At 65.8% G+C, this 25,388-nt stretch carries 24 protein-coding genes and 1 pseudogene; 15 read left to right on the top strand and 10 right to left on the bottom strand.

The window, feature by feature from the left end:
- Positions 1 to 45 precede the first annotated feature (45 nt).
- Positions 46 to 831, bottom strand: a complete 786-nt coding sequence (surE, locus tag ACFTZB_RS05495; RefSeq protein WP_378430471.1) for a 5'/3'-nucleotidase SurE — start codon at positions 829 to 831, stop codon at positions 46 to 48.
- A 268-nt stretch (positions 832 to 1,099) separates the two neighbouring features.
- On the opposite strand from surE, the gene ACFTZB_RS05490 reads away from it, so the two are divergent.
- Genes ACFTZB_RS05490 through ACFTZB_RS05470 form a run of 5 tightly spaced genes read left to right on the top strand, consistent with a single transcriptional unit; the run spans position 1,100 to position 6,477 of the window.
- Positions 1,100 to 2,839, top strand: coding sequence for a PEP-utilizing enzyme (locus ACFTZB_RS05490; protein ID WP_378430470.1), 1,740 nt, complete (start codon positions 1,100 to 1,102; stop codon positions 2,837 to 2,839).
- A 31-nt stretch (positions 2,840 to 2,870) separates the two neighbouring features.
- Positions 2,871 to 3,965: a phosphotransferase gene (locus ACFTZB_RS05485; protein ID WP_378430469.1), complete on the top strand. Its 1,095-nt coding sequence runs from the start codon at positions 2,871 to 2,873 to the stop codon at positions 3,963 to 3,965.
- Between the two features lie 51 nt (positions 3,966 to 4,016).
- Positions 4,017 to 5,042: a TIGR03857 family LLM class F420-dependent oxidoreductase gene (locus ACFTZB_RS05480; protein WP_378430472.1), complete on the top strand. Its 1,026-nt coding sequence runs from the start codon at positions 4,017 to 4,019 to the stop codon at positions 5,040 to 5,042.
- Positions 5,039 to 5,392 (top strand): hypothetical protein, encoded by a 354-nt coding sequence (locus ACFTZB_RS05475; protein WP_378430468.1) that lies wholly within the window; start codon positions 5,039 to 5,041, stop codon positions 5,390 to 5,392. The genes ACFTZB_RS05480 and ACFTZB_RS05475 overlap by 4 nt, the downstream gene beginning before the upstream one ends.
- Positions 5,389 to 6,477 (top strand): phosphotransferase, encoded by a 1,089-nt coding sequence (locus ACFTZB_RS05470; protein WP_378430467.1) that lies wholly within the window; start codon positions 5,389 to 5,391, stop codon positions 6,475 to 6,477. Before ACFTZB_RS05475 ends, ACFTZB_RS05470 begins: the two co-directional genes overlap by 4 nt.
- A 118-nt stretch (positions 6,478 to 6,595) precedes the next feature.
- Here ACFTZB_RS05470 and ACFTZB_RS05465 read toward each other — a convergent pair whose 3' ends face one another.
- Positions 6,596 to 8,773, bottom strand: a complete 2,178-nt coding sequence (locus ACFTZB_RS05465; RefSeq protein ID WP_378430466.1) for a glutamine synthetase III — start codon at positions 8,771 to 8,773, stop codon at positions 6,596 to 6,598.
- A gap of 530 nt (positions 8,774 to 9,303) precedes the next feature.
- On the opposite strand from ACFTZB_RS05465, the gene ACFTZB_RS05460 reads away from it, so the two are divergent.
- Positions 9,304 to 9,792 carry a hypothetical protein gene (locus ACFTZB_RS05460; protein ID WP_378430465.1) on the top strand — a complete coding sequence of 163 codons (489 nt, stop codon included), beginning with the start codon at positions 9,304 to 9,306 and terminating at the stop codon, positions 9,790 to 9,792.
- A 9-nt stretch (positions 9,793 to 9,801) separates the two neighbouring features.
- On the opposite strand, the pseudogene ACFTZB_RS05455 reads toward ACFTZB_RS05460, so the two are convergent.
- The 3 genes and pseudogenes from ACFTZB_RS05455 to ACFTZB_RS05445 all read right to left on the bottom strand — a co-directional run.
- Positions 9,802 to 10,002: pseudogene (locus tag ACFTZB_RS05455) on the bottom strand (ANTAR domain-containing protein); the annotation flags it as partial.
- Between the two features lie 45 nt (positions 10,003 to 10,047).
- Positions 10,048 to 10,419: a type II toxin-antitoxin system VapC family toxin gene (locus tag ACFTZB_RS05450; protein ID WP_378430464.1), complete on the bottom strand. Its 372-nt coding sequence runs from the start codon at positions 10,417 to 10,419 to the stop codon at positions 10,048 to 10,050.
- Between the two features lie 5 nt (positions 10,420 to 10,424).
- The gene (locus ACFTZB_RS05445; protein ID WP_378430463.1) at positions 10,425 to 10,673 is read right to left on the bottom strand and encodes a type II toxin-antitoxin system Phd/YefM family antitoxin; all 249 of its coding nucleotides are present in this window, start codon (positions 10,671 to 10,673) and stop codon (positions 10,425 to 10,427) included.
- A gap of 334 nt (positions 10,674 to 11,007) precedes the next feature.
- On the opposite strand from ACFTZB_RS05445, the gene ACFTZB_RS05440 reads away from it, so the two are divergent.
- The 5 genes from ACFTZB_RS05440 (at position 11,008) to ACFTZB_RS05420 (ending at position 14,804) form a co-directional block, all read left to right on the top strand.
- A complete protein-coding gene (locus ACFTZB_RS05440) occupies positions 11,008 to 12,219 on the top strand; it encodes a CaiB/BaiF CoA transferase family protein (RefSeq protein WP_378430462.1) in 1,212 nt (403 codons plus the stop codon).
- 127 nt (positions 12,220 to 12,346) lie between these two features.
- Complete coding sequence (locus tag ACFTZB_RS05435; protein WP_378430461.1) at positions 12,347 to 12,628, top strand: hypothetical protein; 282 nt, start codon at positions 12,347 to 12,349, stop codon at positions 12,626 to 12,628.
- Entirely contained in the window at positions 12,625 to 12,906 is a 282-nt protein-coding gene (locus ACFTZB_RS05430; protein ID WP_378430460.1) for a hypothetical protein, read from the top strand. Before ACFTZB_RS05435 ends, ACFTZB_RS05430 begins: the two co-directional genes overlap by 4 nt.
- Positions 12,907 to 13,084: 178 nt before the next feature.
- Complete coding sequence (locus ACFTZB_RS05425) at positions 13,085 to 14,248, top strand: Gfo/Idh/MocA family protein (RefSeq protein WP_378430459.1); 1,164 nt, start codon at positions 13,085 to 13,087, stop codon at positions 14,246 to 14,248.
- Between the two features lie 85 nt (positions 14,249 to 14,333).
- Positions 14,334 to 14,804 (top strand): DUF4440 domain-containing protein, encoded by a 471-nt coding sequence (locus ACFTZB_RS05420; RefSeq protein WP_378430458.1) that lies wholly within the window; start codon positions 14,334 to 14,336, stop codon positions 14,802 to 14,804.
- A 46-nt stretch (positions 14,805 to 14,850) separates the two neighbouring features.
- On the opposite strand, the gene ACFTZB_RS05415 is transcribed toward ACFTZB_RS05420, so the two are convergent.
- Both ACFTZB_RS05415 and ACFTZB_RS05410 read right to left on the bottom strand, forming a co-directional pair.
- Positions 14,851 to 16,257: a guanine deaminase gene (locus ACFTZB_RS05415; protein WP_378430457.1), complete on the bottom strand. Its 1,407-nt coding sequence runs from the start codon at positions 16,255 to 16,257 to the stop codon at positions 14,851 to 14,853.
- 131 nt (positions 16,258 to 16,388) lie between these two features.
- On the bottom strand, positions 16,389 to 17,156 hold the full coding sequence (locus tag ACFTZB_RS05410) for a hypothetical protein (RefSeq protein WP_378430456.1): 768 nt from the start codon (positions 17,154 to 17,156) through the stop codon (positions 16,389 to 16,391).
- Positions 17,157 to 17,298: 142 nt separating this feature from the next.
- On the opposite strand from ACFTZB_RS05410, the gene ACFTZB_RS05405 reads away from it, so the two are divergent.
- Positions 17,299 to 18,528, top strand: a complete 1,230-nt coding sequence (locus ACFTZB_RS05405; protein WP_378430455.1) for a cytochrome P450 — start codon at positions 17,299 to 17,301, stop codon at positions 18,526 to 18,528.
- A 3-nt stretch (positions 18,529 to 18,531) separates the two neighbouring features.
- On the opposite strand, the gene ACFTZB_RS05400 is transcribed toward ACFTZB_RS05405, so the two are convergent.
- From ACFTZB_RS05400 to ACFTZB_RS05390, 3 genes are all read right to left on the bottom strand, one after another.
- Complete coding sequence (locus tag ACFTZB_RS05400; RefSeq protein WP_378430454.1) at positions 18,532 to 19,212, bottom strand: class I SAM-dependent methyltransferase; 681 nt, start codon at positions 19,210 to 19,212, stop codon at positions 18,532 to 18,534.
- Positions 19,213 to 19,341: 129 nt separating this feature from the next.
- Complete coding sequence (locus ACFTZB_RS05395) at positions 19,342 to 20,307, bottom strand: sugar phosphate isomerase/epimerase family protein (protein ID WP_378430453.1); 966 nt, start codon at positions 20,305 to 20,307, stop codon at positions 19,342 to 19,344.
- 102 nt (positions 20,308 to 20,409) lie between these two features.
- Positions 20,410 to 20,727, bottom strand: coding sequence for a hypothetical protein (locus tag ACFTZB_RS05390; protein ID WP_378430452.1), 318 nt, complete (start codon positions 20,725 to 20,727; stop codon positions 20,410 to 20,412).
- A gap of 167 nt (positions 20,728 to 20,894) precedes the next feature.
- Here ACFTZB_RS05390 and ACFTZB_RS05385 point away from each other — a divergent pair, with 167 nt between their 5' ends.
- From ACFTZB_RS05385 to ACFTZB_RS05375, 3 genes are all read left to right on the top strand, one after another.
- The gene (locus ACFTZB_RS05385) at positions 20,895 to 21,680 is read left to right on the top strand and encodes a GntR family transcriptional regulator (protein WP_378430451.1); all 786 of its coding nucleotides are present in this window, start codon (positions 20,895 to 20,897) and stop codon (positions 21,678 to 21,680) included.
- 314 nt (positions 21,681 to 21,994) lie between these two features.
- A complete protein-coding gene (locus ACFTZB_RS05380; RefSeq protein ID WP_378430450.1) occupies positions 21,995 to 23,377 on the top strand; it encodes an MFS transporter in 1,383 nt (460 codons plus the stop codon).
- 378 nt (positions 23,378 to 23,755) lie between these two features.
- Positions 23,756 to 25,381, top strand: a complete 1,626-nt coding sequence (locus tag ACFTZB_RS05375) for a flavin-containing monooxygenase (protein ID WP_378430449.1) — start codon at positions 23,756 to 23,758, stop codon at positions 25,379 to 25,381.
- Positions 25,382 to 25,388: the final 7 nt, after the last annotated feature.

Genomic DNA, 25,388 nt, shown 5'->3' with positions numbered 1-25,388 from the left:
CCCTTCTGTGTTCGGTATACGCTGCAGCGCAAGAGAATCCTGCGCTCAGGACTCGGCGGACACCGGGAACGGCAGGCACGCCTCGACGTGCTCCGCGACACCTGAGCCCTCGGAGTTGGCCGCCACGGCCGAGATGGCGCTGATCGACACGTAGCCGTCACGCACGAGAGCGGAGTCGGTTCCGGTGCCGAGGCGTTCGGTATTGGCGAATCGCAACAGCCGCACCGTGTCCGGGGTCTTGTCGAAGGTCAAGCCGAGCAGTCCGCGCGGTGCCAGCGGCGCCATTCGCACGCCCTTGACCTCACTGACGTCGAGATCGGGCACATTGACGTTCAGCACGGCACGGTGGGCGCTGTGGGCGAGCATCCACTGCGCCGCCGACACCGCGATCCGGCCGGCGGTGTCGAATCGGTGCTCCGGCGGAAACCCGCAGCTGACGGCGAGACCGCGGACGCCGAGGGTCGACGCGGTCAAAGCGGCCGCCACCGTACTCGAATTCAGAATCATCCGGCCCGTGTTCGGGCCCGGATTGATGCCGCTGACGACCAGATCCGGCGGAGGACCGAACACCCCCGCGCACGCCGCGAACACCGCAAACGCGGGCGGGGCGTCGAAGCTGAGCGCCTGCACTCCCGGCAGGTGCTCGAAGCGGCGCTCCGCGTAGGCGATCTCCGCTCCGTGCTCGAGGGTGCCCAGCGAAGAGCCGCTGCCGCTGCACTCGCCGCGCGGCGCGGCGATGGTGATCTCGTACCCCTCGGTTGTCAGAGCTGTCGCCACCGCATGCAGTCCGGGTGCGTCGATGCCGTCGTCGTTGGTGACCAAAATGCGCATGTGAGCGCTCTCCTTCCCTGCCGACCTCCACAAACCAGACGCCAGCTCAGACCTCGTACTAAAGGATTGTGACTCAGTATTCACACTTTTGTCTACCGGCAAGCGTGCAAACTCGTCAGACGTGCGCCCAGTCAAGGCTAGGGGCCCTTGACAGAGTGACGCCACTCACATAAGAATGTGAATTCACAGTCGCTAACACGACAGGCGACGTGCATCGTTCCGGGATGAGACCGGCACTCCACAACATTTGTCTGAAAGAAGGCATCGCATGGCTGAGTGGCCCATCAACGACACTGTGTCGAAGGTGTTTCCCCTGTACTCCCGCGCGAACGTCGGGGAGATCTTCCCCGACCCGATCAGTCCGTTGAACGCCTCCGCCGGCTTCCAGCACAATCTCGAACCGGGCTGGCGGGACGCCTTCGTCGCATGCAAGGTCTGGGACCACGACCTCTACGACGCCACGGTCGACTACAACATCCTCCCCGCCTTCGGCAGCTACCTGTACATCAACATGTCGCTGATGCGGCTGTTCGGTGTCCGCGTGCCGGGGATGTCGCCGGAAGCGGTCGACCTGCAGTACTTCGGTGACATGCCCGGGATTCCCAGCTACGAGAGCGAGAAGCGGGACTTCGACGAGAACCCGGAATTCGCCGAGCGCGCCGGCGCCTGGCTGGTCGAGGAGGTCATCGGGGCCACCGGACTGCCCGAGTACGACGCCGACCGTCAGGACGTGGTGCGCATCCGCGCCGACCGGCCCGACATGACCGCGTTGACCGATCAGCAGCTGCGTGAGCGCATCACCTCCTTCGACTACATCCTGCGACCACTGTTCCAGCACCACATCGAGGCCAGCCTCAAATCGGGTGTCGGGCTGGGGGCCGTCGCGCAGATCGCCGCCGCCGTCGGCAGGCCCGAACTCGCCCTCACCCTGGTCGGCGGCATCGGTGACGTCGACTCCACCGGACCCTCCAAGCGGATGTGGACCCTCAGCCGCACCGCCCAGGATCCGGCTGTGGCCGCCGTGTTCGACGAGGGCGTCCACGGCCTCTACGACCGGCTGGCGGCGAGCACCGACCCGGCCGTCACCGCGTTCCGCACCGATCTCGACGCGTTCCTGTCGGACTGGGACTTCCGCGGACCCGCGGAATGGGAGATCCGCGCCCAGACGTGGGGAGTCAAACCGGAACTGGCGCTGGCCACCGTCGACCGCATGCGGCAGGTCGGCGACGACGAAGCGCCGGAAGGCAAGGGCACCATTCGAAGTGAGGAACGCGAGGCCGCCGCTTCGGTGGTCCGTGAGCTCCTCGCCGGGGATCCCGAGACCTCCGCCCAGTTCGAGGCCACCCTCGCCGCCGCCGCTCTCTGGCTCCGCGGCCGCGAACGCGCCCGCACCACGGCGGCCATGGTGATCCACGAAATCCGGCTTCCTGCTCGGGAACTCGGCCGACGCGGAGTCGAGGCGGGAGCCCTCGACAGCGTGGAGCAGATCTTCATGCTCTTCGCCGACGAACTCGACGCCTACCTCGCCGATCCCGCTGCGTTCACCGACATCGTGCGCGAGCGGGAAAAGAGCTACATCGCGCTCTTCGACGTCAAGCCGCCGTTCGTGGTGTCCGAGGAAGTTCCGCCGCTCGAGAGTTGGTCGCTGCGCGCAGGCGCCGCCGGTGCCGCGCTGGCCGCGGGCGAGTCTGTGGTCGGCGTGTCCGGCTGCACCGGCACCGCCCGGGGCATCGCCCGGGTCCTGACCACCCCCGACGACCCCTCCGCGCTCGAGCCCGGAGAGATCCTCATCGCCCCGATCACCGACCCGTCCTGGACGCCGCTGTTCGTCGCCGCCTCCGCGGTGGTCGTCGACGTCGGAGCCCCGTTCTCGCACGCCGCGATCGTCAGCCGGGAAATCGGTATCCCGTGCATCGTCTCGGCCACCGACGCGACCAAGCGCATCCCGAACGGAGCACTCGTCGAGGTCGACGGCACGACCGGTGTCGTGACGGTGCTCGAGATCTGAGTCGGCACCGGCCCTCGATAAGGAGAAGACATTGCACGCAGCTGATGTTTGCGCGAGCTGGCTGGATCGAGTGTTGCACGACAAGGGGATACTCGTCCCCGGCAATCGGGTGACCGACACGGCAATCGAACCGATAGGCACAGGCCTGGTCGCCGACAGTTATCAGATCACGATCTCGTACTCCGACCCTGGCAGCGGCCCCGAGTCGCTCGTCGCGAAACTGACATCCGACAGCGAGCAGAGCCGCGCCGCCGGACGCAGCGAGCTCAACTACGCCCGTGAGGTCGGCTTCTACACCGAGATCGCGCCGCACCTCCAGGTCCGCGTCCCGGCCTGTTTCCACGCCGAAATCGATTCGAACAATACCGAATTCGTTCTCGTCCTGGAGGATCTCACTCCCGCACGTCCCGGAAACCAGCTGACCGGCTGCACGGTGGCCGAAACGCGGCTCGCCGTCGAACAAGCCGCGCGGATCCACGCGCCTTACTGGGGTTCCGAAGAACTCAGGGGCAACCCGTGGATGGACATCTCGTCGAGCTACTGGCAGCGATTCGCCGAGATGATGCCCGAATGGTACGACGGATTTCGTCAGCGCTACACCGGCCGGCTCAGCGAGGCCGACTTCGCACTGGGGCAGGAATTCGTCGACAACATCGCCGGGTACTACCAGGCACTGGAGAGGATGCCCTACACCGTCCAGCACGGAGACTACCGACCCGACAACGTCCTGTTCGACGCGCGCGGCGGAGAAGTACCGCTCGTCGTACTGGACTGGCAAACAGTGGTGTACGCACCGGGAGTCGTCGACGTCGCCTACTTCATCGGTGGCGCGCTCGATGCCGTGACACGTCGAGCGCACGAGGACGAACTACTCCTCCACTACCACTCGGAACTCGTCGACCTCGGGGTCGAAGGCTATCCGTTCGAACGTCTCGTCCAGGACTATGCGTGCGCGACCTTCCACAACTTCATCATCGGGGTTGCGGCTGCGATGCTGGTGGAACGAACCGAGCGCGGTGACGAGCTGTTTCTGTCCATGGTCACCAATTCCCTGACACATGCACGGGACCGCGACGGAGCCCGCCACATCGGCATCCACCCCCTCGCCGCGGTGAACCGCGGGTAGGTCCGCGCCCGGCTGCGGTTCTCACGAAAGGCACACTCAGTGAACGATACGATGCCTGAACTGGGCTTCTACGCACTCGGCGGACACGTCGAGTCTCCCCGAGAGATGTACGGCGAACTGGCACTGGCCGAGCGTCTCGGCCTGGGCACCGCGTTCTTTTCCGAACGGTTCAACGTCAAGGAACTCGGGTCGTTGACCGGCGCGGCCGGCGCGGTGACCGAACGCCTGAACATCGCCACTGCTGCGACCAACCACAACACCCGCCACCCGATGGTGACAGCAGCATGGGCGACGACGATGCACCGGCTGACGAACGGCCGCTTCGTCCTCGGCCTCGGTCGTGGGCTGGCACCGCAACTGAAAGCCTTCGGCCTCCCGCCGGTCACCACCGCGCAACTGGAGGACTTCATCGGTCTGATGCGCCGATTGTGGAAGGGCGAGACCGTCGAGGGCCATAGCGGCCCGGCCGGAAACTATCTGGCGCTGCGTCTCGACCCGACATTCGACGAGAACATTCCGATCGGACTGACCGCATTCGGGCCTGCGACCCTGGCCCTGGCGGGGCGAGCCGCCGACGTCGTCGTTCTCCACACGTACTTCTCGGACGACACTGTCGTGCGGTGTGTGAACGCGGTCCGCACCGCTGCGGAGAAGGCCGGTCGTGACCCCGCAGCGGTCAAGGTGTGGTCTTGCTACGCAACGGTTCCCGACCACCTGCCCGTCGAACTGCAACTGAAGAAGACCGTGGCCAGACTCGCCACCTACCTGCAGGTGTACGGAGACCTGATGGTGAAGACGAACAACTGGGACCCTGGCGCGCTCCAGCGGTTCCGAGAAGATCCGGTGGTCGCCGGATTGAACGGCTGGTGCGATGCGGTGGCAACCCCGTCCGAGATCGAGCACATCGGCACAGTGCTGCCCGCCGAGTGGCTCGACGCAGCCGCCACAGGGTCAGCCGAGGCCTGCGCGAAGAAGGTCTCTGCCCAACTCGATCTCGGTGTCGACGGCGTGATCATGCACTGCTCGACGCCGGCGGAACTCGAACCGGTCGTCGAGGCGTACAGGAGGCTGCGATGAGAACCCCCGTCGAACTCGTCGAACAGTATGTGTTCGAGATCTACAACAAGCAACGAGTCGAACTCGTCCACGAAATATGCGGAGACCCGGTCATTCGACACGAAGCGGGTAACACCGTCGCGCTCAGCCGAAATCAGCAAATCGAGCGCATTCGCGCTGACCTGGCGTCGAACCAACCGACCTTCGAGGTGGCCAACCTCTCCGGCAACGAGGAGTTCGCGACGCTGACGTGGAACGCGATCCGCCTGTCCACCGGAGAGCGGCTCTGCGGAATCGAGGTCTTCAAGGCGACCGCGGGACTCATCACGGATGTGTGGAACTCCAACTACTTCGAAGGGTCCTGGTCATGAATCACCCGACTCCCAGAGTGCTCGACGTCGCCACCGAGATCGACACCGCATGGGTGCAGTCCGTGCTGCGGCACGCAGGCCACATCGGGGTCGAGGTCGCGTCGATCTCGGCGCAGCCGATCGGCGCAGGAAACGTGAGCGACACCGTACGAATCGGCATCGAGTACGCACGAGCCGAATCCGTTTCCCCCGCCGCGGTCGTGGTGAAGTTCCGTCCGAGCGCACCGGGTGCGCACGCGCACGGACTGCGGAGCGGTGCATACCACCGCGAAATCGGCGCCTACCGGGAAGTCGGTGGCCGACAGGCTTGCCGGATTCCGCGGTGCTTCTGGGTGGCCGGCGACGAGACGAACATCAACCTCGTCCTGGAGGACTTGACGGCAACGACGACGCCCGGCAATCAAGCTGCGGGGTGTGGTGTGGCCGAGGCGGAATCCCTTGTCGCGGAACTCGCTCGCCTGCACTCCAGCTTCTTCCCACTGACAGACGAGGCAGCGCCCGCGTGGTTGGTGCGCATGTCCGAGGTCTCCGACTACTGGTGCGATGCGGCGGAACGCGGGGCCGCGGCCGCGCTGACTCGCTTCGCCGGGGACCTCCCGCCGTACTTCCTCGCCGCCATTCGAGATGCCGTCGCACTCGTTCGCACCTGGTACGGGCTGCCGCAGCAACACCTGACACTCACTCACGGCGACCCTCGCGTCGACAATGTTCTGTTCGAGAGGTCGGAGGCGGGAGTGTCGGCCGTGCTCTTGGATTGGCAGTTCACCGGCTTGCGCAACCCGATGTACGACTTCGCGTACTTCATGTCGGGCAGTGTCGACGTCGCCGAACGCCGACTACACGAAACACGATTGCTGAAGACGTACATCGACGTCTTCGCGGAGAAATCCTCCGGATACGACGAGGGTCAGGCGACGGCCGACTACAGGATCCAGCTACTCAGCGGCCTCTACGTCACACTCGCCGCGGTCGCGGTTCTCCCCGACAACGATGTGGTGAACCAGCTGATTCTTGCGCTGCTGCGGCGCAACTGCGCAGCCGCGGTCGATTGGAAATCCGTCGAAGCGCTCGGCGATTCGGCCTGATCCAGCCGGTGACAGGTACTCCGAGATCCGGGCGGTGCGAGCCGACACGAAGGTCCGGAACCCACAGCTTCCGCCGTAGGTTCCGGACCTGTCTGTCGTGCAGATCTACTCCAGTCCGTCAGAGGACGTAGAGCATCTCCTGGTACGTGGGCAGCGGCCAGAGGTCGTCGGCCACGATGTCCTCGAGGCTGTCTGCTGCTGCGCGAACGGCAGCCATCGCGGGCAGCAGGGCATCCTTGGCGTGCGTTGCCTCCGCCAATGCCTCCGATTCGCCCTGGGCGGCGAGCGCGGACTTCAACTCGGCGAGCGCGGTCCTGAGGTTCGTCAGGGGTGCGGACACGGCCTCGAGCGCGGACAGGTCGGCGTCCACTCCGGCGGCCTTCAGCGCCGCAACGTTCTGCGCCAATTCGGTCTGGTAGCGAATCGCGGCGGGAAGGATCGACGTCTGTCCCAATTCCAGGGTCAGCCGTGCTTCCACTCCGATCGTGAGTGCGTACTGTTCGAGACCGATCTCGTAGCGAGAGTGCATCTCCCGGTCGTTGAACACCCGGTACTTGCCGAACAGTTCGACCGCCGATTCGGTGATCAGTTCGGGCAACGCGTCGAGGGTGGTGCGCAGGTTCGGCAGTCCACGCGCGGCCGCCTCGTTCTGCCAGTTCTCCGAGTACCCGTCACCGTTGAACACGACGTCACCGTGGTTGGTGATGATGTCGGTGAGCAGGTTCTGCACCGCCGTGTCGAAGTCGGTGCCGTTCGCGACCGCGGTCTCGAGTTCGGTCGCGATGTAGTCGAGCGACTCGGCCATGATCGTGTTGATCGTGACGATGGGTCCGCTCACGGTCTGCATCGAACCCGGCGCCCGGAACTCGAACCGGTTGCCGGTGAAGGCGAACGGGCTCGTGCGGTTGCGGTCGCCCGGATCGGTCGGGAGCACGGGCAGGGTGTCGACACCGATCTTCATGGTGCCCTTCCCCTTCGACGAGGTGGCCGCACCCTTCGCGATCTGCTCGAACACGCCGGCGAGCTGATCTCCGAGGAAGACGGAGATGATGGCCGGGGGAGCTTCGTTCGCGCCGAGTCGGTGATCGTTGGTCGCCGACGCGACGGAGGCGCGGAGCAGGCCGCCGTACTTGTGCACCCCGCGGATGACGGCCGCGCAGAACACGAGGAACTGGGCGTTGTCGTGCGGGTTGTCGCCGGGGACGAGGAGGCTGCCGAGTTCGGAGTTGCCGAGCGAGAAGTTGACGTGCTTGCCGGACCCGTTGACACCGTCGAACGGCTTCTCGTGGAACAGGCAGGCCATGCCGTGCTTCTTGGCGATCGTCTTGAGCGTCGTCATCAGCAGTTGCTGATGGTCGGCGGCGATGTTGCCGCGTTCGAACATCGGTGCGATCTCGAACTGGCCGGGGGCGACCTCGTTGTGCCTGGTCTTCGCGGGAATGCCGAGCTTGAACAGCTCACGTTCGGTGTCCATCATGAAGCCGAGAACGCGCTCGGGGATGGCGCCGAAGTAGTGGTCGTCGAACTCCTGGCCCTTGGGCGGCTTGGCGCCGAACAGGGTGCGGCCGGAGTTGAGCAGGTCGGGCCGGGCGAGGAAGAAGTGCCGGTCGACGAGGAAGTATTCCTGTTCCGGTCCGCAGAACGAGACGATGTTCTCGACGTTTTCATGGCCGAAAAGCGTCAGGATGCGTTCCGCGTGGACACCCATCGCCTGCTGCGACCGCAGCAGCGGTGTCTTGTGGTCGAGCGCGTCCCCGGTCATCGACACGAACACCGTCGGAATGCACAGGGTGTTGCCGTTCGGGTTCTCCAGCACGTAGGCGGGGCTGGTGACGTCCCACCCGGTGTAACCGCGCGCCTCGAACGTGTTGCGGAGACCGCCGTTGGGGAAGCTCGACGCGTCCGGCTCGCCCTGGACGAGCGTCTTACCTGCGAATTCGGCGAGTGCCGACCCGTCACCGACCGGGTCGAAGAAGCTGTCGTGCTTCTCCGCGGTCAGGCCCGTCAGGGGGTAGAAGACGTGCGCGTAGTGCGTCGCGCCCTTCTCGAGTGCCCAGTCCTTCATCGCGGAGGCGACCGCGTCGGCGACCATCGGGTCGAGCGGCTTGCCCTTCTCGATCGTGGCGATGACGGACTTGTAGACCGACTTCGGCAGACGCTTCTGCATCACGGCCTTGCTGAATACGTTCTGGCCGAAGATCTCGCCCGGCTTCTCGTCGTCGACGAAACTGACGGCCGGGGGCACGTAGGCCTCGACGTCCTTGATGGCCTGCAGACGGACGGCATTCCCACTCATGTGTTTCTCCCTCGCGTGTACCCCGCGGATGAGGTGGGGGTGCGTCGGGGCAACACTGTACGAACGGAACGTAACGTGAATGTTTCGTGCAGATTTCTCGGCCGTGTCAGGCCGCCGTGACGGTGCTCACGCAGAGTCCCCTGAGGATAAGGCCCACAGCGAAACTACACCGTTCGGATTCGGTCCGTCGGTTGAGGCTGCCGCCGGCCGGCAGCGGGGGGGCGTCGAGCCCTCGATCGGACTTTACTTGCGCTTTACCTTAGTTCGCGATACCGTCCAATCAGTTGCAGGCGAAGCGAATCACGAATTCGCCACCTCAGGACCGAGGTGAGAGTCCGCCCATCGAGGGATCGGGCGGTGTGCCCGTACGCAGCGCGCTGACGTCGAATCGAATTCCGTCGGACGCCGCTACACGGGCGGTGGACCCCACCGGTCAGCTTTGGGCGGCCGGGACCGGTGGGGCCATACCGGCGACTGGGTGTCATCGACCACGCTGTGTGGCGATGCCCCGCACCGGGCATTCTCGAAGTATGGGATCGAACGCGGGCAGCCCCACCAGTTCGTCGGCCGCGGCAGTCGGCGGCCGGCTGATGCAACTGGTCGGTGACCGCGACGTCGTCCGGTTCTCGGGCGAGATATCCCGGGTGTGCGCCGAACCGCCCGCTGTCGGAGAGCGACCGGAATACGGCGACGTGCTCGCCTGGGTCGTCGATGCCATCGTCGGCGTTGTCACCGCGCGTTTGGGCGCCGCGGGACCGGGGGAGAGGTTCATCCTCGACCTGCGCTTCACGGACGGCGGGTTCGTCGACGTAGACGCCCTCTCGGCGTCGGAGCGTTGGGTGCTGCGGACGGTGTCGGCGTTCCTCGCCGAGGATCTCGCCGAAGCGCAGCGGTCGCTGACCGCTGCCGAGCAATTCGACGTGACCATGCGGGCGGAGACCCTCGCCGATGCACTGATCTGGCTCGACTTCGTCCTCGACGTCGACCTTCCCGACCCGCCCGACGTGACCACCGCATAGCGGGCGCGGTCAGTCCGGCGTCCTCGCCTCCGCGTCGGTGCGTTCGTGCGCGGTCAGGAGCAGGTGATCGAATCGGGCGCGGAACGAGACGGGGAGGGTCGCCTCCGCGGCGAGGGCGTCGACGAAGCGTTCGGCGAGGGTGCGGAGCTTGGTATTCGTCTCCTGTGAGCGCCAGGTGAGGATGCCGAAGGCCCGTTCGGAGGAGATGCCGTCGCGAGTCGCGGTGACGGCAACTCCATCGGCCGCAGCGGATCGTCAGATGGTGTCGACCTCGAGCAGGTGTTCGATTCCACGGAGATCACCCGCGTTGCGGGTGAGGAGGCGGGCGTTGTTCGCGTGCGCGGTGGCGGCGATCATCAGATCAAGGGCGCGGGGCTGAGGTTTGCGGCCATATGCTCGCACGGCAGCGGCCAGCTGCCCGTAGCTCCGAGCGACACCCGCGTCGACCGGGAGGGGGTCGAACTTGCGTTCCACGGCGATCAGCCGCTGCAACCGCTGCGCTCGCTGGTCCGCGGTGTTCGCGACCAGGAGCCCGAAGTGCAGTTCCGCCAGGCTCACGGCACTGATCGCGACCTCCCCGTCAACGGGTGGGACATCGCTCGCGATCAGAATGCTCGTGTCGAGCACAGTCCTCACCGCGAAGCCCAGGGGTCCGCGATCGGGTCTTCGATAAGGCCGCGGTCGGCCTCCCACGTCGGATCGGTATCCGTCCGAAAGATGTCGGCGACCTCGTCGAAGGCGCACCACGTCTTCCGCCCGGCGGGGCCGAGGATCGCGCTCGGCCGGCCTGCGACCGTGATCAGCATCGTCTCCCCGGCTTCGGCCCGTTTGACGTAGTCGCTGGCATGCTGGCGCAGTTCTTTCAGCCCTAGACTCTCCATACCCAATGGTAGCACTAATGCTACTTTGCGAGCCCGGCCATCGCGTCGGTCTCAGCTTTCTTGCATGTCGACGATGCACATGCGGGTGAGATCCGGCCTCCGGGCGAGCAGTGCGATGGCTTTGATCATGCGGCGACCGTAGAGGGCAGAGCAACGCCGTGAATCCGCGATCTCGTTCAGCGGAATCTCACAGCCCCGCCGGTCCAGCCTCGGGGTGTTCCGCTTTGGAACACCCGCGTCGTCGGGCGGTGGTCGATCCTGGAGTCACCACGCCGGATATCCGGCATCGCGCGCCTCGTCAGCGGCGTGCGGTTCATCATCAGGAGAATTTCACGTGACCTCAACTGTGAATTCGACGGTGCGCCAAGGCCTTCCGCTCGACGGGATCACCGTGGTCAGCTTCGAGCAGGCGGTGGCCGCCCCGCTCGCCACCCGGCATCTGGCCGATCTGGGCGCCCGTGTCATCAAAGTCGAACGCATCGGCGAGGGGGATTTCGCCCGCAACTACGACCGTGCCGTGCACGGTGTCGCATCACATTTCGTGTGGCTCAACCGGGGCAAGGAGTCGGTGAGTGTCGACCTGAAGACGGCCGACGGCGTGGCGGTCGTCCGCAAACTCGTCGACCGGGCCGACGTGGTGGTGCAGAATCTCGCACCCGGCGCGATCGACCGGCTCGGCCTCGGCGCCGAGGCGCTGCGCGCGGACCGTCCCGAGCTGATCGTGGTGAACATGACCGGCTACGGCACCGACGGTCCACTGCAGGCACGTAAGGCGTACGACATGCTCGTCCAAGCCGAAACCGGGCTGTGCTCGATTACCGGCACCCCCGAGACCGCCACCAAGACCGGCATCCCCGCCTCGGATATCGCCGCCGGCATGTACGCGCTGACCGCTGTGCAGGCGGCGCTGTTCCGGCGCGAACGCACCGGTGCGGGAGCGGCGGTGGACGTGTCTATGTTCGACGCGACCGTCGAATGGCTCGGGCATCCGATGTACCTGCAGATGTACCAGGACACTCAGGTCGAGCGGATGGGTCTGAGTCACGCCTCGATCGCACCGTACGACGCGTACCCGACCGTCGACGGGCAGATCCTGATCGGGGTGCAGAACGACCGCGGCTGGCGGGCCCTGGTCACCGAAGTGTTCGGCCGACGCGACCTGGCCGAGCATCCGAAGTTCGCCACCAACATCCTGCGGGTGCGGAACCGCGCCGAAACCGACCAGGTCGTCGCCGAGCACACCCGTCGGTTCGACACCGAAGAACTCGACAAACGACTCGCCGCGGCGGGCGTGCCCGCCGCCCGCCTGAACGACATGCGCGGTCTCATCGACCACCCGCAACTGTCCGAGCGCGGCCGGTGGCGTCAGATCGACACCGAGTCCGGCCAGGCCAGGGCCGTACTGCCGCCGATGACCTTCACCGACGTCGAACTCCCCATGGGGCCGGTCCCCGCCCTCGGTGAGCACACCGACGCCGTGCTCACCGAACTCGGCCTCACCGACACCGCGATTGCCGCGCTTCGCACCGGAGGCGCCGTCGGATAGCGTCCCCCGTCCCGAAGGTGTGCCACGAGAGGGCGAGATCCGCGTAGTCGACTACTCGGGTTCACCGGTGCAGGTCGCCGTACGGTCGGTCTGTATCGCATTCGCGAATCGACGAAAGGACACCGAAATGGCTTGGTCGACAACGCCGCAGGGGCTTTTTCTCGCCGCTGGTCAGGCGAATCAATTCTCCTTCTCGTTCGGGGACGTCTGGAAGGGGCCGCAGCTGGCGACGGCGAAACTCGATGCCAGCCAGGGCGGTGGCGGCACGAAGGTCCTGGTGACTCAGTGGCAGGGCACCGCCAATCAACCGGTCTTCGGCGGCCCCAGCAAGCAGTGGTACGTGCTCGGTATTCACAACAGCTCGACTTCGGGCATCTGGTTCCACCTCGAAGGAGGCGTACTCGCATGACGACACAGGAATCACCGAACGTGTCCCACGTGCAGGTCCTGGCGGACGCCAGCGGCAGCATTCTCGCCGCCGTCATGCGCACGGCGGGGACGGACTCGATCTCGGCCTCGGGTGAGGACGTTGCGCCCCAGGTCTCGCTTCTCGCCGCGGAAGGGCAAGTGGTGCATGATATCTCCGTTTACGGGGGGTCCGGGGACGAGATGTTCGAGTCGCTCGATCAGTGCGTGGTCCGGGTCGACGCCGGCGTCCCGACGTTGGTGCGACGCGCGGACGCATAGCCGTCGAGGGAGACGAGGGGGCCGCTGGCCCGGAGGCCGGCGGTCCCTGTCCCGCAGGACCGAAACCCATCAAATTTCCCTCGAGAGCCACTTTGTCCGCACAAACGATTGACTTCGCTGCCGGCGCACAGCACTGTCGTAGGGACACACGCCGCGCCGAGTAGTTCCGGAGTCGACCTTGACCAACGCCCACCCCACCGAGATCGCAGTTGCAGTGACCGGATTCGGCTGGATGGGCCGAGTGCACACCAACGCGTATCTGCGTCAGCGCCACCACTTCCCGGAAGCCCCGACGATCCGGCTGGGCGCCGTCGCCGACGAGGTACCCGGCCGCGCAGAGGAAGCCGCCGCCCAGTTCGGTTTCGGCGCAGCGCTGACGGATTGGCGCGACATCGCCGCCGACGAGAACATCGACGCGGTCAGCATCACCGCACCCAACTTCCTGCACCGCGAGATCGGCGTCGCGATGGCCCAGGCGGGCAAACACATCTGGATCGAGAAGCCGGTGGGGCTGTCGTCCGAGGACGCGAAGGCTGTTGCCGCCGCCGTCGAGAAGGCGGGCGTCCAGTCGACCGTCGGGTTCAACTACCGGCACGCACCGGCCGTCGCGATGGCACACGATCTCATCGCCTCGGGCGAACTGGGCACCATCACGCATTCACGGTTTCGCTTCCTCAGCGACTACGCCGCACACCCGGACGGCGCTCTGAGCTGGCGTTACGAGAACGCGCGCGGTGGGTCGGGCGTGCTGGGCGATCTCGCGTCGCACGGCGTCGACCTGGTCCGGTACCTGCTCGGGGACATCGACGCCGTGGTGGCCGACACTGCCGTCTTCATCCCGCAGCGCGCCGTCCCGACGGGGGCCACCAGCGGGCATGCGCGCGCGACCGGCGGCAAGCTGGGGCCGGTGGAGAACGACGACTTCGTCAGCGCGCTGGTCCGTCTGGCATCGGGCGGGCGGGTGACCCTGGACGCCAGCCGCGTCGCCGTCGGCGAGCAGAACAACTACGGGTTCGAAATCCACGGCACGAAAGGTGCGGTGTACTGGGACTTCCGGCGGATGAACGAACTCGGCACGAGTCTCGGCAGCAGGTACCAGGACCAGCCGGTCACGACGGTCTGGGTGGGACCCGACGCCGGGGCATACGCCCGCTTCCAGCCGGGTTCCGCGTCCTCGATGAGCTACGACGACCTCAAGGTCATCGAGGGAAACAACTTCATCAACTCGATCGTCGACGGAAAGCCCCAGGGCGCAACGATCGCCGACGCCGTCGCCGCGGCCGAAACCCTCGATGCCATCACGGCATCCGTCGCTTCGGGTGCGTGGGTCGGGGTGCGCTGATCCGATCCGCACCGCCCGGTCGCGGGGTTACGCTTGATCGGTTGGCGGGTCGTTCCCGTACGCGCCCTTCTCCGCGGAGGTTGGTATGAATGCCAAACCGTTCGGCACAGGCATTGCGATTCTCGCGTTGACGATTTCGGTGGCTTCGTGTTCGTCGGATACTTCCTCCGACAGCGAGGACAGTTGCGTCCGCGCGAGTGACAGTGAGCTGGATTCGCTTTTCACGAGTTGGAACGATGCACTGGTCTCCGGCGACGCGAGCCGGGTGGCCGCGCTGTACCGGCCGGACGCGATACTGCTGCCGACCCTGTCGGTGCCCATCGCCGACACCCCGGAGGAGATAACGGAGTATTTCGTCAACCTGATCAAGGCCGATCCCACGGCCCGGATGGAAGAAAGCTACAAGTATTCGGACTGCAACCTCGCCTACAACGTGGGCCGCTGGGTCATCAACGCCAACGGCCAGGACGTGGCAGCGAGGGTCACGTGGGTGTACCGGTACGAAGACGGAAAGTGGCTGATCGCCAACCATCATTCGTCGGTGAACCCCAGCTGAGGCCACGCGGTGGTGGCCGACCCGCGAGGCCGGCCACCACCGTAGTTCAGGACGATTTGGCGCGTTTACCCGCGACGTACACCTCGGTGATGGACGTCTCGCGGATCCCCATCAGCAGCGCGAACAGGGTCTGATCGCGGGCGAGTTCGGCGTCGGCGGACCGAAAGGCGTTGCGCAGCAACCCGTCGAGTGCAGGGGTGCCCGACGGGTCGACGACCACGAAGTCGGCTTCTTTCCCGACGTCGAAGTTGCCGAACCGGTTCTCCATGTCCAGGGCGCGGGCGCCGCCGAGGGTGCCGACGAACAGCATCTCCGCGGGATGCATCGACACCCCGTCGTCGCCGGCCTCGGTGATGTGCACCTTGAACGCGTCGCCGAGCACCCGAGGAATCAGCCATTCGTCGCCGCCGCCGAAATCGCTTCCCACGGAGATGGTGACACCCGACGCGACCGTGCGCTTCCACGGCATCGTTCCGGATCCCAGGAACAGCTGCGAGATCGGACAGTGCGAGACCGACGTACCGGTCTCGGCCATCCGCTCGAGCTCGGCATCCTGGCAGTGCACGCAGTGCGCGAGGATCGTACGCCTGCCCAGCAGGCTCTTTCCGCCGACCGCCGAGCCGGGCAGGAATTTCCCGTCGTAGGTGTCCAGGTACGAGTTCACCTGGTACGTCTCCTTGGTCGAGTCGACCTCGCCGGTGCCGGGACGGTTGTTCTCGTTGAGATGCGAGTGCACATACACCCCGCGGTCGCGCACCTCGTCGTAGAGTTCCCCGAGATTCTTCAAGGTCTCCGTCGTCACCGACAGCGAGAACCGCGGGATGATCGCCACATGTAGCAGAGCGGTGTCGACGTCGCCGGTGTCGGCGCCGTGCCACTTGTCGATCTCCTCGCGGGTGAGCCGGATGGCGTCCTCTTCGGAGGTCATCAACGGCTGGGCGGTTTCGTCACCGACGGTTTGAATTCCGCGGCCACTCACGATGCGCAGGCCCGCCTTCTGCGTCTCGGTGAACAACGCGTCCTGGGCGTGCGGAAACGCCGAACCGAACACCATGGCGGCGGTCGTGCCCGCCGAGATGCGCCGGTTGGTGAACTCGACGGCCGCCTGCTGCGCGAACTCCGGGTCGGCGAACTTCGCCTCCGACGGGAACATGCACAGGGTCAGCCACTCCAGAAGTTGCCCGCCGCCGTAGGAGTCGCCGGCGTACGTCTGAGGGAAATGGACGTGGGTGTCGACGAACCCGGGCAGCAGAAACCCGGGCCGGTGGTCGTACACGGTGCCGGACTCGTATTCGAACGGGAGCTCGGCGCGGTCACCGCAGAACACGATTCGCCCATCGTCGTCCAGCACCAGCGCGCCGTCGGGTATCGAAACCAGGGCGGCCGCGGCTTCGGTCACTTTCGGCGCGCCTGCGATGTGGAAGATGTGTCCGAGGTGGAGGTGCGTGGCCATGCGTGAACTCCCGTCGAGTGGTAACGGATCATGCGATGAGATAACAGCCCACACCTACAATGCCACCGATCAGACCCGGATCGCGGCCGAACAGACCAAGCCGTCTGCGCCGGATTCTGGGCGCCCGGCGGTCAGCGGGCCTCGACGAATCGGCGGACGACCTTGTCCCATCCCAGCGACTCGAGGAGTTCCGCGGCGGCCGCCCGCGAGGTGAGTGGCCGAAGAGCGTCGATGTCGAGGTCGCCAGTGGTGCCCAGGACGTCGTCGAGGCGCAGGCAGTCGACGTATCCGTAGTCGGACCAGGGTTCCACGTGCCCGTCCCAGTCCGCGACGTCGGCGTACGGGCCGCCGAGTCGTAGCTTCCCGCTGCGGTGGATCATCACGTACCGGGGCACCACCTGCATCGTCTCCTCGGCGGTGGCGAGGGTCGTTGCGGGGTCGGCCGCAGGATCCGCGCCTGCGAGCCGACGATCGTAGGAGGCCGTCTTGACGGTTGCGACCTCGACCAGCGCCCGCACGTAGATCCACCGTGCTCGTTCGACCGAGCCCGCCCACGCCGATTCCTCGTCGGCGCAAGAGAACACGTTCTCGGCGGGGGTCCGGATCAGCAACCGCGTCCCCACCCGCTCGTGGTCGACGACCAGGTCGCCGTCGACGAGGAACTCGCCGTCGTACTCGCGGATCCCGGTGATCGTCGCGACCGCCAGCACCTCGTCGCCGGGCGCGGTGACGAACAGTTCACGTTCGGAGAAGACGCCCTCGGCGTCGCCGGGAAAGGGGCCCCGACCTCTGGTGAAGGCCTCCTGCTGGGTCAAGTCGGCCCGGAACCCTGCTTCGGTCGTCCCCAACGGATGATCGCGCATCTCTCGCAGGTCGCCGAGTCGAACCCTCAACGTCACAGGTCGTCCTCCCCGTTCATCTCCGGCGCACCGCGGGCCGACTCTATGATCATAGCCGTTGACCTGCGGTGATTCCTCACCTGCGCAACCGCTGCTCGCCCAGTAGGGTCGCAGTGACTGTTCGACCGACCGAGGGGGACCGGTGACGGGTTCTGCGTCCGAAGGAATCATCTCGCCCGCCGCACGCGTGTTCTGGGACCGCAGCTTCGCGGATCGTCGTGCCCTGTTCGCGGGGCTTCGGCAGCGGTCCCCGATCGAGTTCCACACCGAAACGGACGGTCCGGGCTTCTGGTCGGTCGTCGGCTACGACGACGTGGTGGCGGTGAGCCGGAACCCGGAGGTCTTCTCCTCGGCGAAGGGCTTCACCATCGACGACGTCCCCGTCGAGATCCTCGCGTTCGCCATGTCGATGATCGCGATGGACGACCCCCGGCACCGGCATCTGCGGGGGATCGTGCAGTCGGCGTTCACCGCCGCGTCGGTGCGGGGCATCGCCGACAGGGTGCGCGCTCACGCCGCGCAGATCGCCGCCGACCTGCCCCGAGATACGATGTTCGACTTCGTCCCCGAGGTCGCGACCCGGCTGCCGGTGCAGGTGATCTGCGAGCTGCTCGGGATCCCCGAGAGCGACCGGCCGATGATCCTGGCGGCGGCCGCCGACGTCATTTCCGGAGGTGGGGATCAGGAGTTCGTCACCGCCCCCGGCGGTGCGGCGGGCCTCGGTCAGATCTACGGGTACGCCCTCGAACTGGGCGAGAAACGCAAGGCGGACCCCGGTGACGACCTGACGTCCCGCCTGGTGTCGACGACGGTCGACGGGGAGATCCTCACGCCGACGGAGTTCGGGTCGTTCGTCATCCTGCTGATCACGGCGGGTTACGAGACCACCCGGCAAGCGCTGGCGTGGGCGCTGCACCTGCTCAGCGAGCACCCCGGCCAGAAGGAACTGCTGCTCGCCGACTTCCCCGGCCGCATCGACAACACGATCGACGAGGTGATCCGGTTCGCGTCCCCGGTGCCCTACATGCGGCGCACTGCGACCGTCGACACCGAGATCGGCGGGGCCCACATCGCAGCCGGGGACAAGGTCGTCATGTGGTACCTGTCCGCGAACCACGACGAGCGCGTCTTCGACGATCCGGACCGGTTCGACATCACCCGCCCGAACGCGGGCAAGCAGCTCGGTTTCGGTGCGAAAGACATCCACCACTGCCTGGGCGTGAACCTCGCGAAGTTCGAGTTGCGGGTCATGCTCGAGGAACTGTTCACCGCCCACCCCGGACTCCACACGGTGGGCGAGCCGGAGCTGCTGCTCTCCGCTTTCGTCAACGGCATCGCGTCACTGCCGGCCCGGGCAGGCGACCGACCGTGACGTTCACGCAGGCCGGCGACCGGAAATCATGACGAGCGGCATGTCGGTGATGCGCGCTACGGTCGCGTCGTCGAGCTCGATCCGGTCCGCGAGGTCACGCGCCTCGTCGAGACTGATCGAGCGCCCGGCGATCCAGGTGTGGAAAATCGCCAGGTTGACCGGACCGAGAATGCGCGGCGCCTTGTAGTCCTCGACGAACTTCTCGGCGTCCTCGAACCTCGTGCTGCGGTCCGCATCCGTGATCAGCAGCGGTCCGCCCGGCTTCAGGACGCGCACGCACTCGGCGAGCCCGGCCTCGCGCGACGACCAGTGCTTGATGGAGCCATAGCTGATCACGCCGTCGAACGTCCGATCGGCGAAGTCGAGCTTCGTGGCGTCGCCCACGTCGAAGCGCACCCGGTCGCCGTAGCCGCGCATGCGTTTGGTGGCGCGCTTGATCTGCGCCTGCGACAGATCGAGACCCAGAATGTGCACGTCGGGGCGCTGATCGGCGATGTACTTGGTGAACAGCGCCCCACCCGAACCGACGTCCAGAATGCGGGCGTTCGGGGGGAGATGCGGCAGGAAGTACTCGTCGATGACGCGGCGTGAGCGGTAGACGGCCGGCGCCACGATGGTCTCGTACATCCAGGCGTGCGCCGGAGTGTAGATCGCGGTGATGGGGTCGAACGGTGCCAGCGGCATGGTCGCGCTCCTAGGTGTCCCGGTTTCCCACGGCGCCCGAACCTGTTCGGGTCCACTTTCCGCGCCGTTGTCGCTCATAGATTAAGGGTTACCTGGCGTACACGCTGGTCCATCTATACGGTTGTCCACTTACACGCGGGCCGGTGTCCAGTCGGGAGTTTCGGTGAGCACCACCTGGTTCAGCAGTGCGGCCGCCCGGCCGACGCCCTCGATCGAACTGACGAGCGCGTCCTCGTGCTCGATGTTGAGCGTGCCGTCGTAGCCGACGGACCTGAGGTTGTAGACGAAGTCGGCCCAGAACTGCTGCCCGTCCGGATGTCCCAGGCCGAGGGTGACGTAGTTCCATGCGCGGTCGTGCGGGGTGGTGATGGGAACGGTGTCGAGCAGACCGTCGCTCTCGGCGTTCCACCGGTTGATCCGGATGTCCTTGGCGTGGACGTGGAAGATGGACTCGCCGAGGGACCGGATGACGGCGGGGATGTCCGCGCCCATCCACATGAGGTGCGAGGGGTCGAGATTGGCGCCGACGACGTCCGCTCCGGCACTGTCGATCAGCCGGTGCAGAGTCGACACGTTGTGAACGAGTTGGGCGCCACAGGCTTCGACGGCAAGACGCACGTTGGCGTCGCGCGCGAAGGCGGCGAGTTCCTTCCAGTAGGGGATCGCCACCTCCTGCCACTGGTAGGCGAGGATGTCCAGGTTCTCCGGCGGCCAGGACGTGGTGATCCAATTGGGCGACGAGTCACCTTCGGCGCCCGGCAATCCCGACATGAGGACGACTGTCGGGACTCCGAGTGCACTGGCCGCCGTGATGGTGTCGCGGACGACCTTTGCCTGCCGGTCCCCGGTGACGGGGTGGAGTTGGTTGCCGTTGGCGGTGAGAGCGCTGAGGGTCAGCCCGCGCGAGGTGATCTTGCCGAGGAACTCCTCTCTCGCCCCGTCGGACGACACGAGGGCGGGCAGATCCGCGTGCGGACTCTCCGACCAGTTTCCCGTGGCGACCTCGACGGACGACAGTCCGTGGGTGCGCGCCAGGTCCAGTGCAGCTTCGAAGGGCAGATGGCTGACCGAGTCGGTGAGTAGTCCGATTTTCATCGCTGTGCACTTCCTGTCGGGAGACGTCGTACACAACTAGTACGTTCTAGTGTCGCTCTTTGTCAAGACATATGCACGGCGGTGGCGGCGAGTCGGGCATTCTCACCGATGCATCCACCGCTGCCGTTTGCCCGCTCGGGACGTGTAGCCGACGCCCCGGGTCAGGGTGCCGATCTCCTTCAGCGCGCGTTCGCCTTCGCTGCGTTCGCGTTGCCAGATGTTGCGGCCGACGATGATGCCGCGGGCGCCGGCGCGCAGGGTCTGCCCGATGGCGTCGACGTCGCCGGCCAGGGGCCGCCGCCGTCGAGGGTGGTGACGTCGTAGTAGGTGTCGATGGTGAGTACGCGGCTCAGGTGTGGGTGTGCGGCGAAGAATTTTTCGGTCCGGCAGTGTGCGGCGCATCCGGTACTCCATGCTCATCTTCGGGCTCTCATTTCGCTGATCCTGTCGAATATTATTGTACGTATCGTACGTACAATTCGGTTGCTAGGGGTTGAGTAGTAAATGGACAAGGGGCACGGTCGTGGACAAAGCCTGGCCGTTCAACACCTACGATCGAGACATCAGAGAGCGAAGGGAGCCGCTCCGTGACTACGAGTACCGAGGGTTCGATCGATCGGCAGTCGGTTGTGCCGTACTACCAGCAGCTGGCGTCCGTGCTGGAGGGTCGGATCTCGTCGGGGGTCATCGCCCGCGGAGCCAAGCTGCCCAGCGAGAACGAGCTTTCCGTCCAGTTCGAACTGTCGCGGGCGACCGTCCGTCAGGCCCTGCAGTTCCTGGAATCTCGCGGAGTTGCGCAGCGAATCCCGAACCGGGGAGTGTTCGCCAGCGCCCCCAAGGACGGCACCGGCTGGGTCATCCAGGGCAAGGAAGGCTTCCTCGAGAATGCGATGGGCCACCAGAACCGGTCGGTGAGCACCCGGGTGCTGCGCTCGGGAACTGCCACGTTTCCCGACCACGTCTGTCAGGCGCTGAATCTGCCCAGCGAGACAGTGGGTTTCGAGTTGGTGCGGGTTCGGTCCCTCGACGGCACGCCCGCGCTGTTCAGTACCAATTACAGCCCGCCGATCCTGACTCCGGTCCTGGCTTCCGCGACCGACGTGCTCGCCGGCGAGGCGTCGCTGACGACTCTGCTGACGAACGCGGGATTCAGCCTGGGCGGTGCCAACCGCATCATCCGCGCCACCAGGCCGACACCGGAGATCGCCGAGGCACTGGCGATCGACGAGAACGAACCCATGTTGTGCATCCGCTCCACGTCCTGGACGCCCGAAGGTCTCCGATACGACGTCTACGAAACGTGGGTGCGCAGCGACATCATCCCGCTGGAGGTCGACGTGAGCACGGTCGACCTCGGCAAGGCGGTCCGCTGATCCGGGATCGGACACCAGACGCCAGGACGACGTCGAAACGCGCTCGCGCCCAGGACTGGTCGCCGCCCCGGACGGGGCACGGGACGTCGCATCCCGGCCGCTGCCCACTCCCCGAGGCACCGGCCGACCGGTAACGCCCACTGGAACGTTCCCCGGCACGGGTGTTTCACATTGGAACACGGGCGGGCCGGAACGTGCTTCTACGTTTGATCCAGGCACCGTGTCGGCCATCACACAGACGCCGCGCCGCTGCCGGGGATCACTACGTCCTCGGACCCTGCCTGCTCCCACCGAGTCCGTTTCAGGAGAAGCACATGACAAGCACGACCTCGTCGCCGCCCGCGATGACCCCCCGTCGCGCGGCGACGGCCGCGCTCCTCGGCAGCGCACTGGAGTACTACGACTTCTTCGTGTACGGCGCCGCAGCCGCCCTGGTCTTCAACGTGTTGTTCTTTCCCTCCGGCGACCCCACCGTTGCGCTCATCGCATCGTTCGCGACCTTCGCCGTGGGGTACGTCGCCCGCCCGGTCGGCGCCGTGGTGATGGGGCACTTCGGCGATCGGCTCGGCCGCAAACGCGTCATGCTTGCCACCGTCGTGATGATGGGCGTCGCGTCCTTTGCCATCGGGTGCCTTCCGACGTATGACCAGCTGGGCCTCGTCGCCCCGGTGCTGCTGGTCGTCCTCCGCGTCGTTCAAGGATTCTCCGCCGGTGCCGAATCGGCAGGCGCGTCGACGTTGACCGTCGAGCATTCCCCGGTCGGACGCCGAGGATTCTTCACCAGTTTCGTCATGGTCGGCTACGCCGTCGGCTGCTCCCTGGCCACCGTCGTGTTCCTCCCGATCGCGATGCTGCCCCACGACGCGCTCTACACCTGGGGCTGGCGAATTCCCTTCTGGCTCAGCGCGGTAGTCGTCGTTATCACCTACTACGTGCGAAGCCATCTCGACGAAACTCCGGCCTTCACCGAAGCGCGACAAGAGGATCAGGTTCGGAAGCTACCGCTGAACGACGTGCTCACGCACCATTGGGGCGACGTGATCCGAGTCGCCGGAGCATCATTGATGGCGTCGATGCAAACGTTGTTCGCCGTGTTCAGCCTCTCGTATGCCACCTCGGTCGGGGTGGATCGAGGCACGATGCTCGCCATCATCTCCGGGTCGATAGCCCTGTCGATCATCGGCATCCCGGCAGCCGGCTACCTCTCCGACGTCATCGGCCGGAAGCGAACGATGCTGATCGGCGCTGTCGGCGGTGCGCTCAGCATCTTCCCCTACCTGTGGGCGATTTCGACGGCGAATGTCGTGTTGATCGTGATCTTCGCGTTCGTCAACATGTCGCTGTTCTTCAGCTGCTACAACGGCGTGTGGACGTCGTTCTTCGCCGAGCAGTTCCCCGCACCCGTGCGATTCACCGGCATGGCTGTCAGCAACCAGCTCGGGAACCTTCTTGCAGGATTCGCTCCACTGATCGCCGCCGTCCTCCTCGGCGCGGGCCCGGCGGGCTGGCTTCCGGTCGCAATGTTCGGTGCGGTTGCCACCGGAATCGGTGCGATCGCGGTTATCGGAATGCGTGAGACGTCGAAGACCCCGGCAGAATTCCTCGGCGGTCCGAGAGCCGAAGAGCTGATCGGTCAACTGAGCTCGCCCCAACCTGCCACTCCTGCACCACGCCCTGCAGACGCAACGATGAGCTAGCCCACCGAGAACACCTCGATGAACAGACCCCCGACGATCCACTGTCCGGGGGTCTGTTCATTCGGCCCAGGATATTCGCGGCACGGGCCTTGGTTCCGCATGCTTCTCACAACGCGCCCTCGATTCTCTCGCGCCCGCGCCCGAGCGCGCGCACAGGTTTCCACAAGGTGTTTCACATTGGAACGTAGTTGTGCTGGACCTTGCTTTTATCCTTGATCCAAACGCGGTGGCGGCGATCACATTACGACTACCGCGGCGGGTAGGGCGCAGAACGCGTAAGAGAAGTCGATCGTCTGACCCGGCAATCGTGCAATGCTGCTCCGCCCCACATTCTTTCACCCTTCCTCTTTTTGTATCGGAACGACACAGGAGTTCGTCATGCCTGCACAGACCACACCCCAGATCGTCGACGCCGTCGTCATCGGCGCCGGATTCGGCGGGATCTACGCCGTCCACAAGTTGCACAACGAGCTCGGGCTCACCACGGTGGGTTTCGACAAGGCCGACGGCCCGGGCGGGACCTGGTACTGGAACCGTTACCCGGGTGCTCTCTCCGACACCGAAAGCCATGTCTACCGCTTCTCCTTCGACGAGGATTTGCTGCAGGACGGCACCTGGGAACACACGTACATCACCCAGCCCGAGATCCTCGACTACCTCGAGGGTGTGGTCGACCGGTTCGATCTGCGCCGCCATTTCCGGTTCGGCACCGAGGTCACCTCCGCCGTCTACCTCGACGGCGAGGCACTGTGGGAGGTCACCACCGACACCGGGGCGGTGTACCGGGCCACGTATGTGATCAATGCCGTCGGGCTGCTTTCGGCCATCAACTTTCCCGATCTGCCCGGCCTGGACACGTTCGAGGGCGAGACCATCCACACCGCCGCCTGGCCCGAGGGCAAGGACCTGGCGGGCCGCCGGGTCGGGGTGATCGGGACCGGTTCCACCGGCCAGCAGGTGGTCACGGCTTTGGCGCCGGAGGTCGAGCACCTGACCGTGTTCGTCCGCACCCCGCAGTACTCCGTCCCGGTCGGTAAGCGTCCCGTGACCGCCGAGCAGATCGACGCGGTCAAGGCCGATTACGACAGGATCTGGTCGCAGGTCAAGGGTTCGTCGGTGGCGTTCGGTTTCGAGGAGTCCACGGTGGCGGCGATGAGTGTTTCGGAGGAGGAACGCCGTCGTGTCTTCGAGGAGGCGTGGCAGCATGGTGGCGGTTTCCGTTTCATGTTCGCCACCTTCGGTGACATCGCCACGGACGAGGATGCCAACGAGGCGGCGGCGTCGTTCATCCGTGCCAAGATCGCCGAGGTCATCGAGGACCCGGAGACGGCGCGGACGTTGACTCCGACCGGCCTGTTCGCCCGGCGCCCGCTGTGCGACGACGGCTATCACCGGGTGTTCAACCGGCCGAACGTCGACGCCGTCGGCATCAAGGAGAACCCGATCCGGGAGGTCACCGCCAACGGTGTGGTGACCGAGGACGGTGTTCTGCACGAGCTGGACGTGCTCGTTTTCGCGACCGGGTTCGACGCCGTGGACGGCAATTACCGGCGCATGGAGATCCGCGGCCGGGACGGTGTGAACATCAACGACCACTGGGACGGGCAGCCGACCAGTTATCTGGGTATTTCGACGGCGAATTTCCCGAACTGGTTCATGGTGCTCGGTCCCAATGGCCCGTTCACGAATCTGCCGCCGAGCATCGAGACGCAGGTCGAGTGGATCAGCGACACGATCGCGTATGCCGAGCGCAACGGGTTGCGAGCGATCGAGCCGACGCCGGAGGCGGAGGCGGAATGGACCGACACCTGCACCGAGATCGCGACCATGACGGTGTTCACGAAGGTCGATTCGTGGATTTTCGGGGCGAACATTCCGGGGAAGAAGCCCAGTGTTCTGTTCTATCTGGGTGGTCTGGGTAATTATCGTGCCGTCCTCGCCGACGTCACTGCCGACAACTACCGCGGCTTCGAACTGACCTCCGCCGACACGGTCGCGGCCTGACACCCGT

Origin of the sequence: Rhodococcus sp. NPDC057014 (assembly GCF_042673295.1) — a bacterium.
Taxonomy (GTDB): Bacteria; Actinomycetota; Actinomycetes; order Mycobacteriales; family Mycobacteriaceae; genus Rhodococcus_F.
Note: the sequence above shows the minus strand (reverse complement) of the source record. Positions and strands in the feature narration are given on the sequence as shown.

Coding starts and splice junctions, on each gene's coding strand:
- ACFTZB_RS05395 (WP_378430453.1), bottom strand. CDS start 20,307: ATGAAAATCGGACTACTCACCGACTCGGTCAGCCATCTGCCCTTCGAA.
- ACFTZB_RS05375 (WP_378430449.1), top strand. CDS start 23,756: ATGCCTGCACAGACCACACCCCAGATCGTCGACGCCGTCGTCATCGGC.
- surE (WP_378430471.1), bottom strand. CDS start 831: ATGCGCATTTTGGTCACCAACGACGACGGCATCGACGCACCCGGACTG.
- ACFTZB_RS05470 (WP_378430467.1), top strand. CDS start 5,389: ATGAATCACCCGACTCCCAGAGTGCTCGACGTCGCCACCGAGATCGAC.
- ACFTZB_RS05415 (WP_378430457.1), bottom strand. CDS start 16,257: ATGGCCACGCACCTCCACCTCGGACACATCTTCCACATCGCAGGCGCG.
- ACFTZB_RS05480 (WP_378430472.1), top strand. CDS start 4,017: ATGCCTGAACTGGGCTTCTACGCACTCGGCGGACACGTCGAGTCTCCC.
- ACFTZB_RS05400 (WP_378430454.1), bottom strand. CDS start 19,212: ATGCCGCTGGCACCGTTCGACCCCATCACCGCGATCTACACTCCGGCG.
- ACFTZB_RS05380 (WP_378430450.1), top strand. CDS start 21,995: ATGACAAGCACGACCTCGTCGCCGCCCGCGATGACCCCCCGTCGCGCG.
- ACFTZB_RS05390 (WP_378430452.1), bottom strand. CDS start 20,727: ATGAGCATGGAGTACCGGATGCGCCGCACACTGCCGGACCGAAAAATT.
- ACFTZB_RS05445 (WP_378430463.1), bottom strand. CDS start 10,673: ATGGAGAGTCTAGGGCTGAAAGAACTGCGCCAGCATGCCAGCGACTAC.
- ACFTZB_RS05435 (WP_378430461.1), top strand. CDS start 12,347: ATGGCTTGGTCGACAACGCCGCAGGGGCTTTTTCTCGCCGCTGGTCAG.
- ACFTZB_RS05490 (WP_378430470.1), top strand. CDS start 1,100: ATGGCTGAGTGGCCCATCAACGACACTGTGTCGAAGGTGTTTCCCCTG.
- ACFTZB_RS05465 (WP_378430466.1), bottom strand. CDS start 8,773: ATGAGTGGGAATGCCGTCCGTCTGCAGGCCATCAAGGACGTCGAGGCC.
- ACFTZB_RS05420 (WP_378430458.1), top strand. CDS start 14,334: ATGAATGCCAAACCGTTCGGCACAGGCATTGCGATTCTCGCGTTGACG.
- ACFTZB_RS05430 (WP_378430460.1), top strand. CDS start 12,625: ATGACGACACAGGAATCACCGAACGTGTCCCACGTGCAGGTCCTGGCG.
- ACFTZB_RS05460 (WP_378430465.1), top strand. CDS start 9,304: ATGGGATCGAACGCGGGCAGCCCCACCAGTTCGTCGGCCGCGGCAGTC.
- ACFTZB_RS05475 (WP_378430468.1), top strand. CDS start 5,039: ATGAGAACCCCCGTCGAACTCGTCGAACAGTATGTGTTCGAGATCTAC.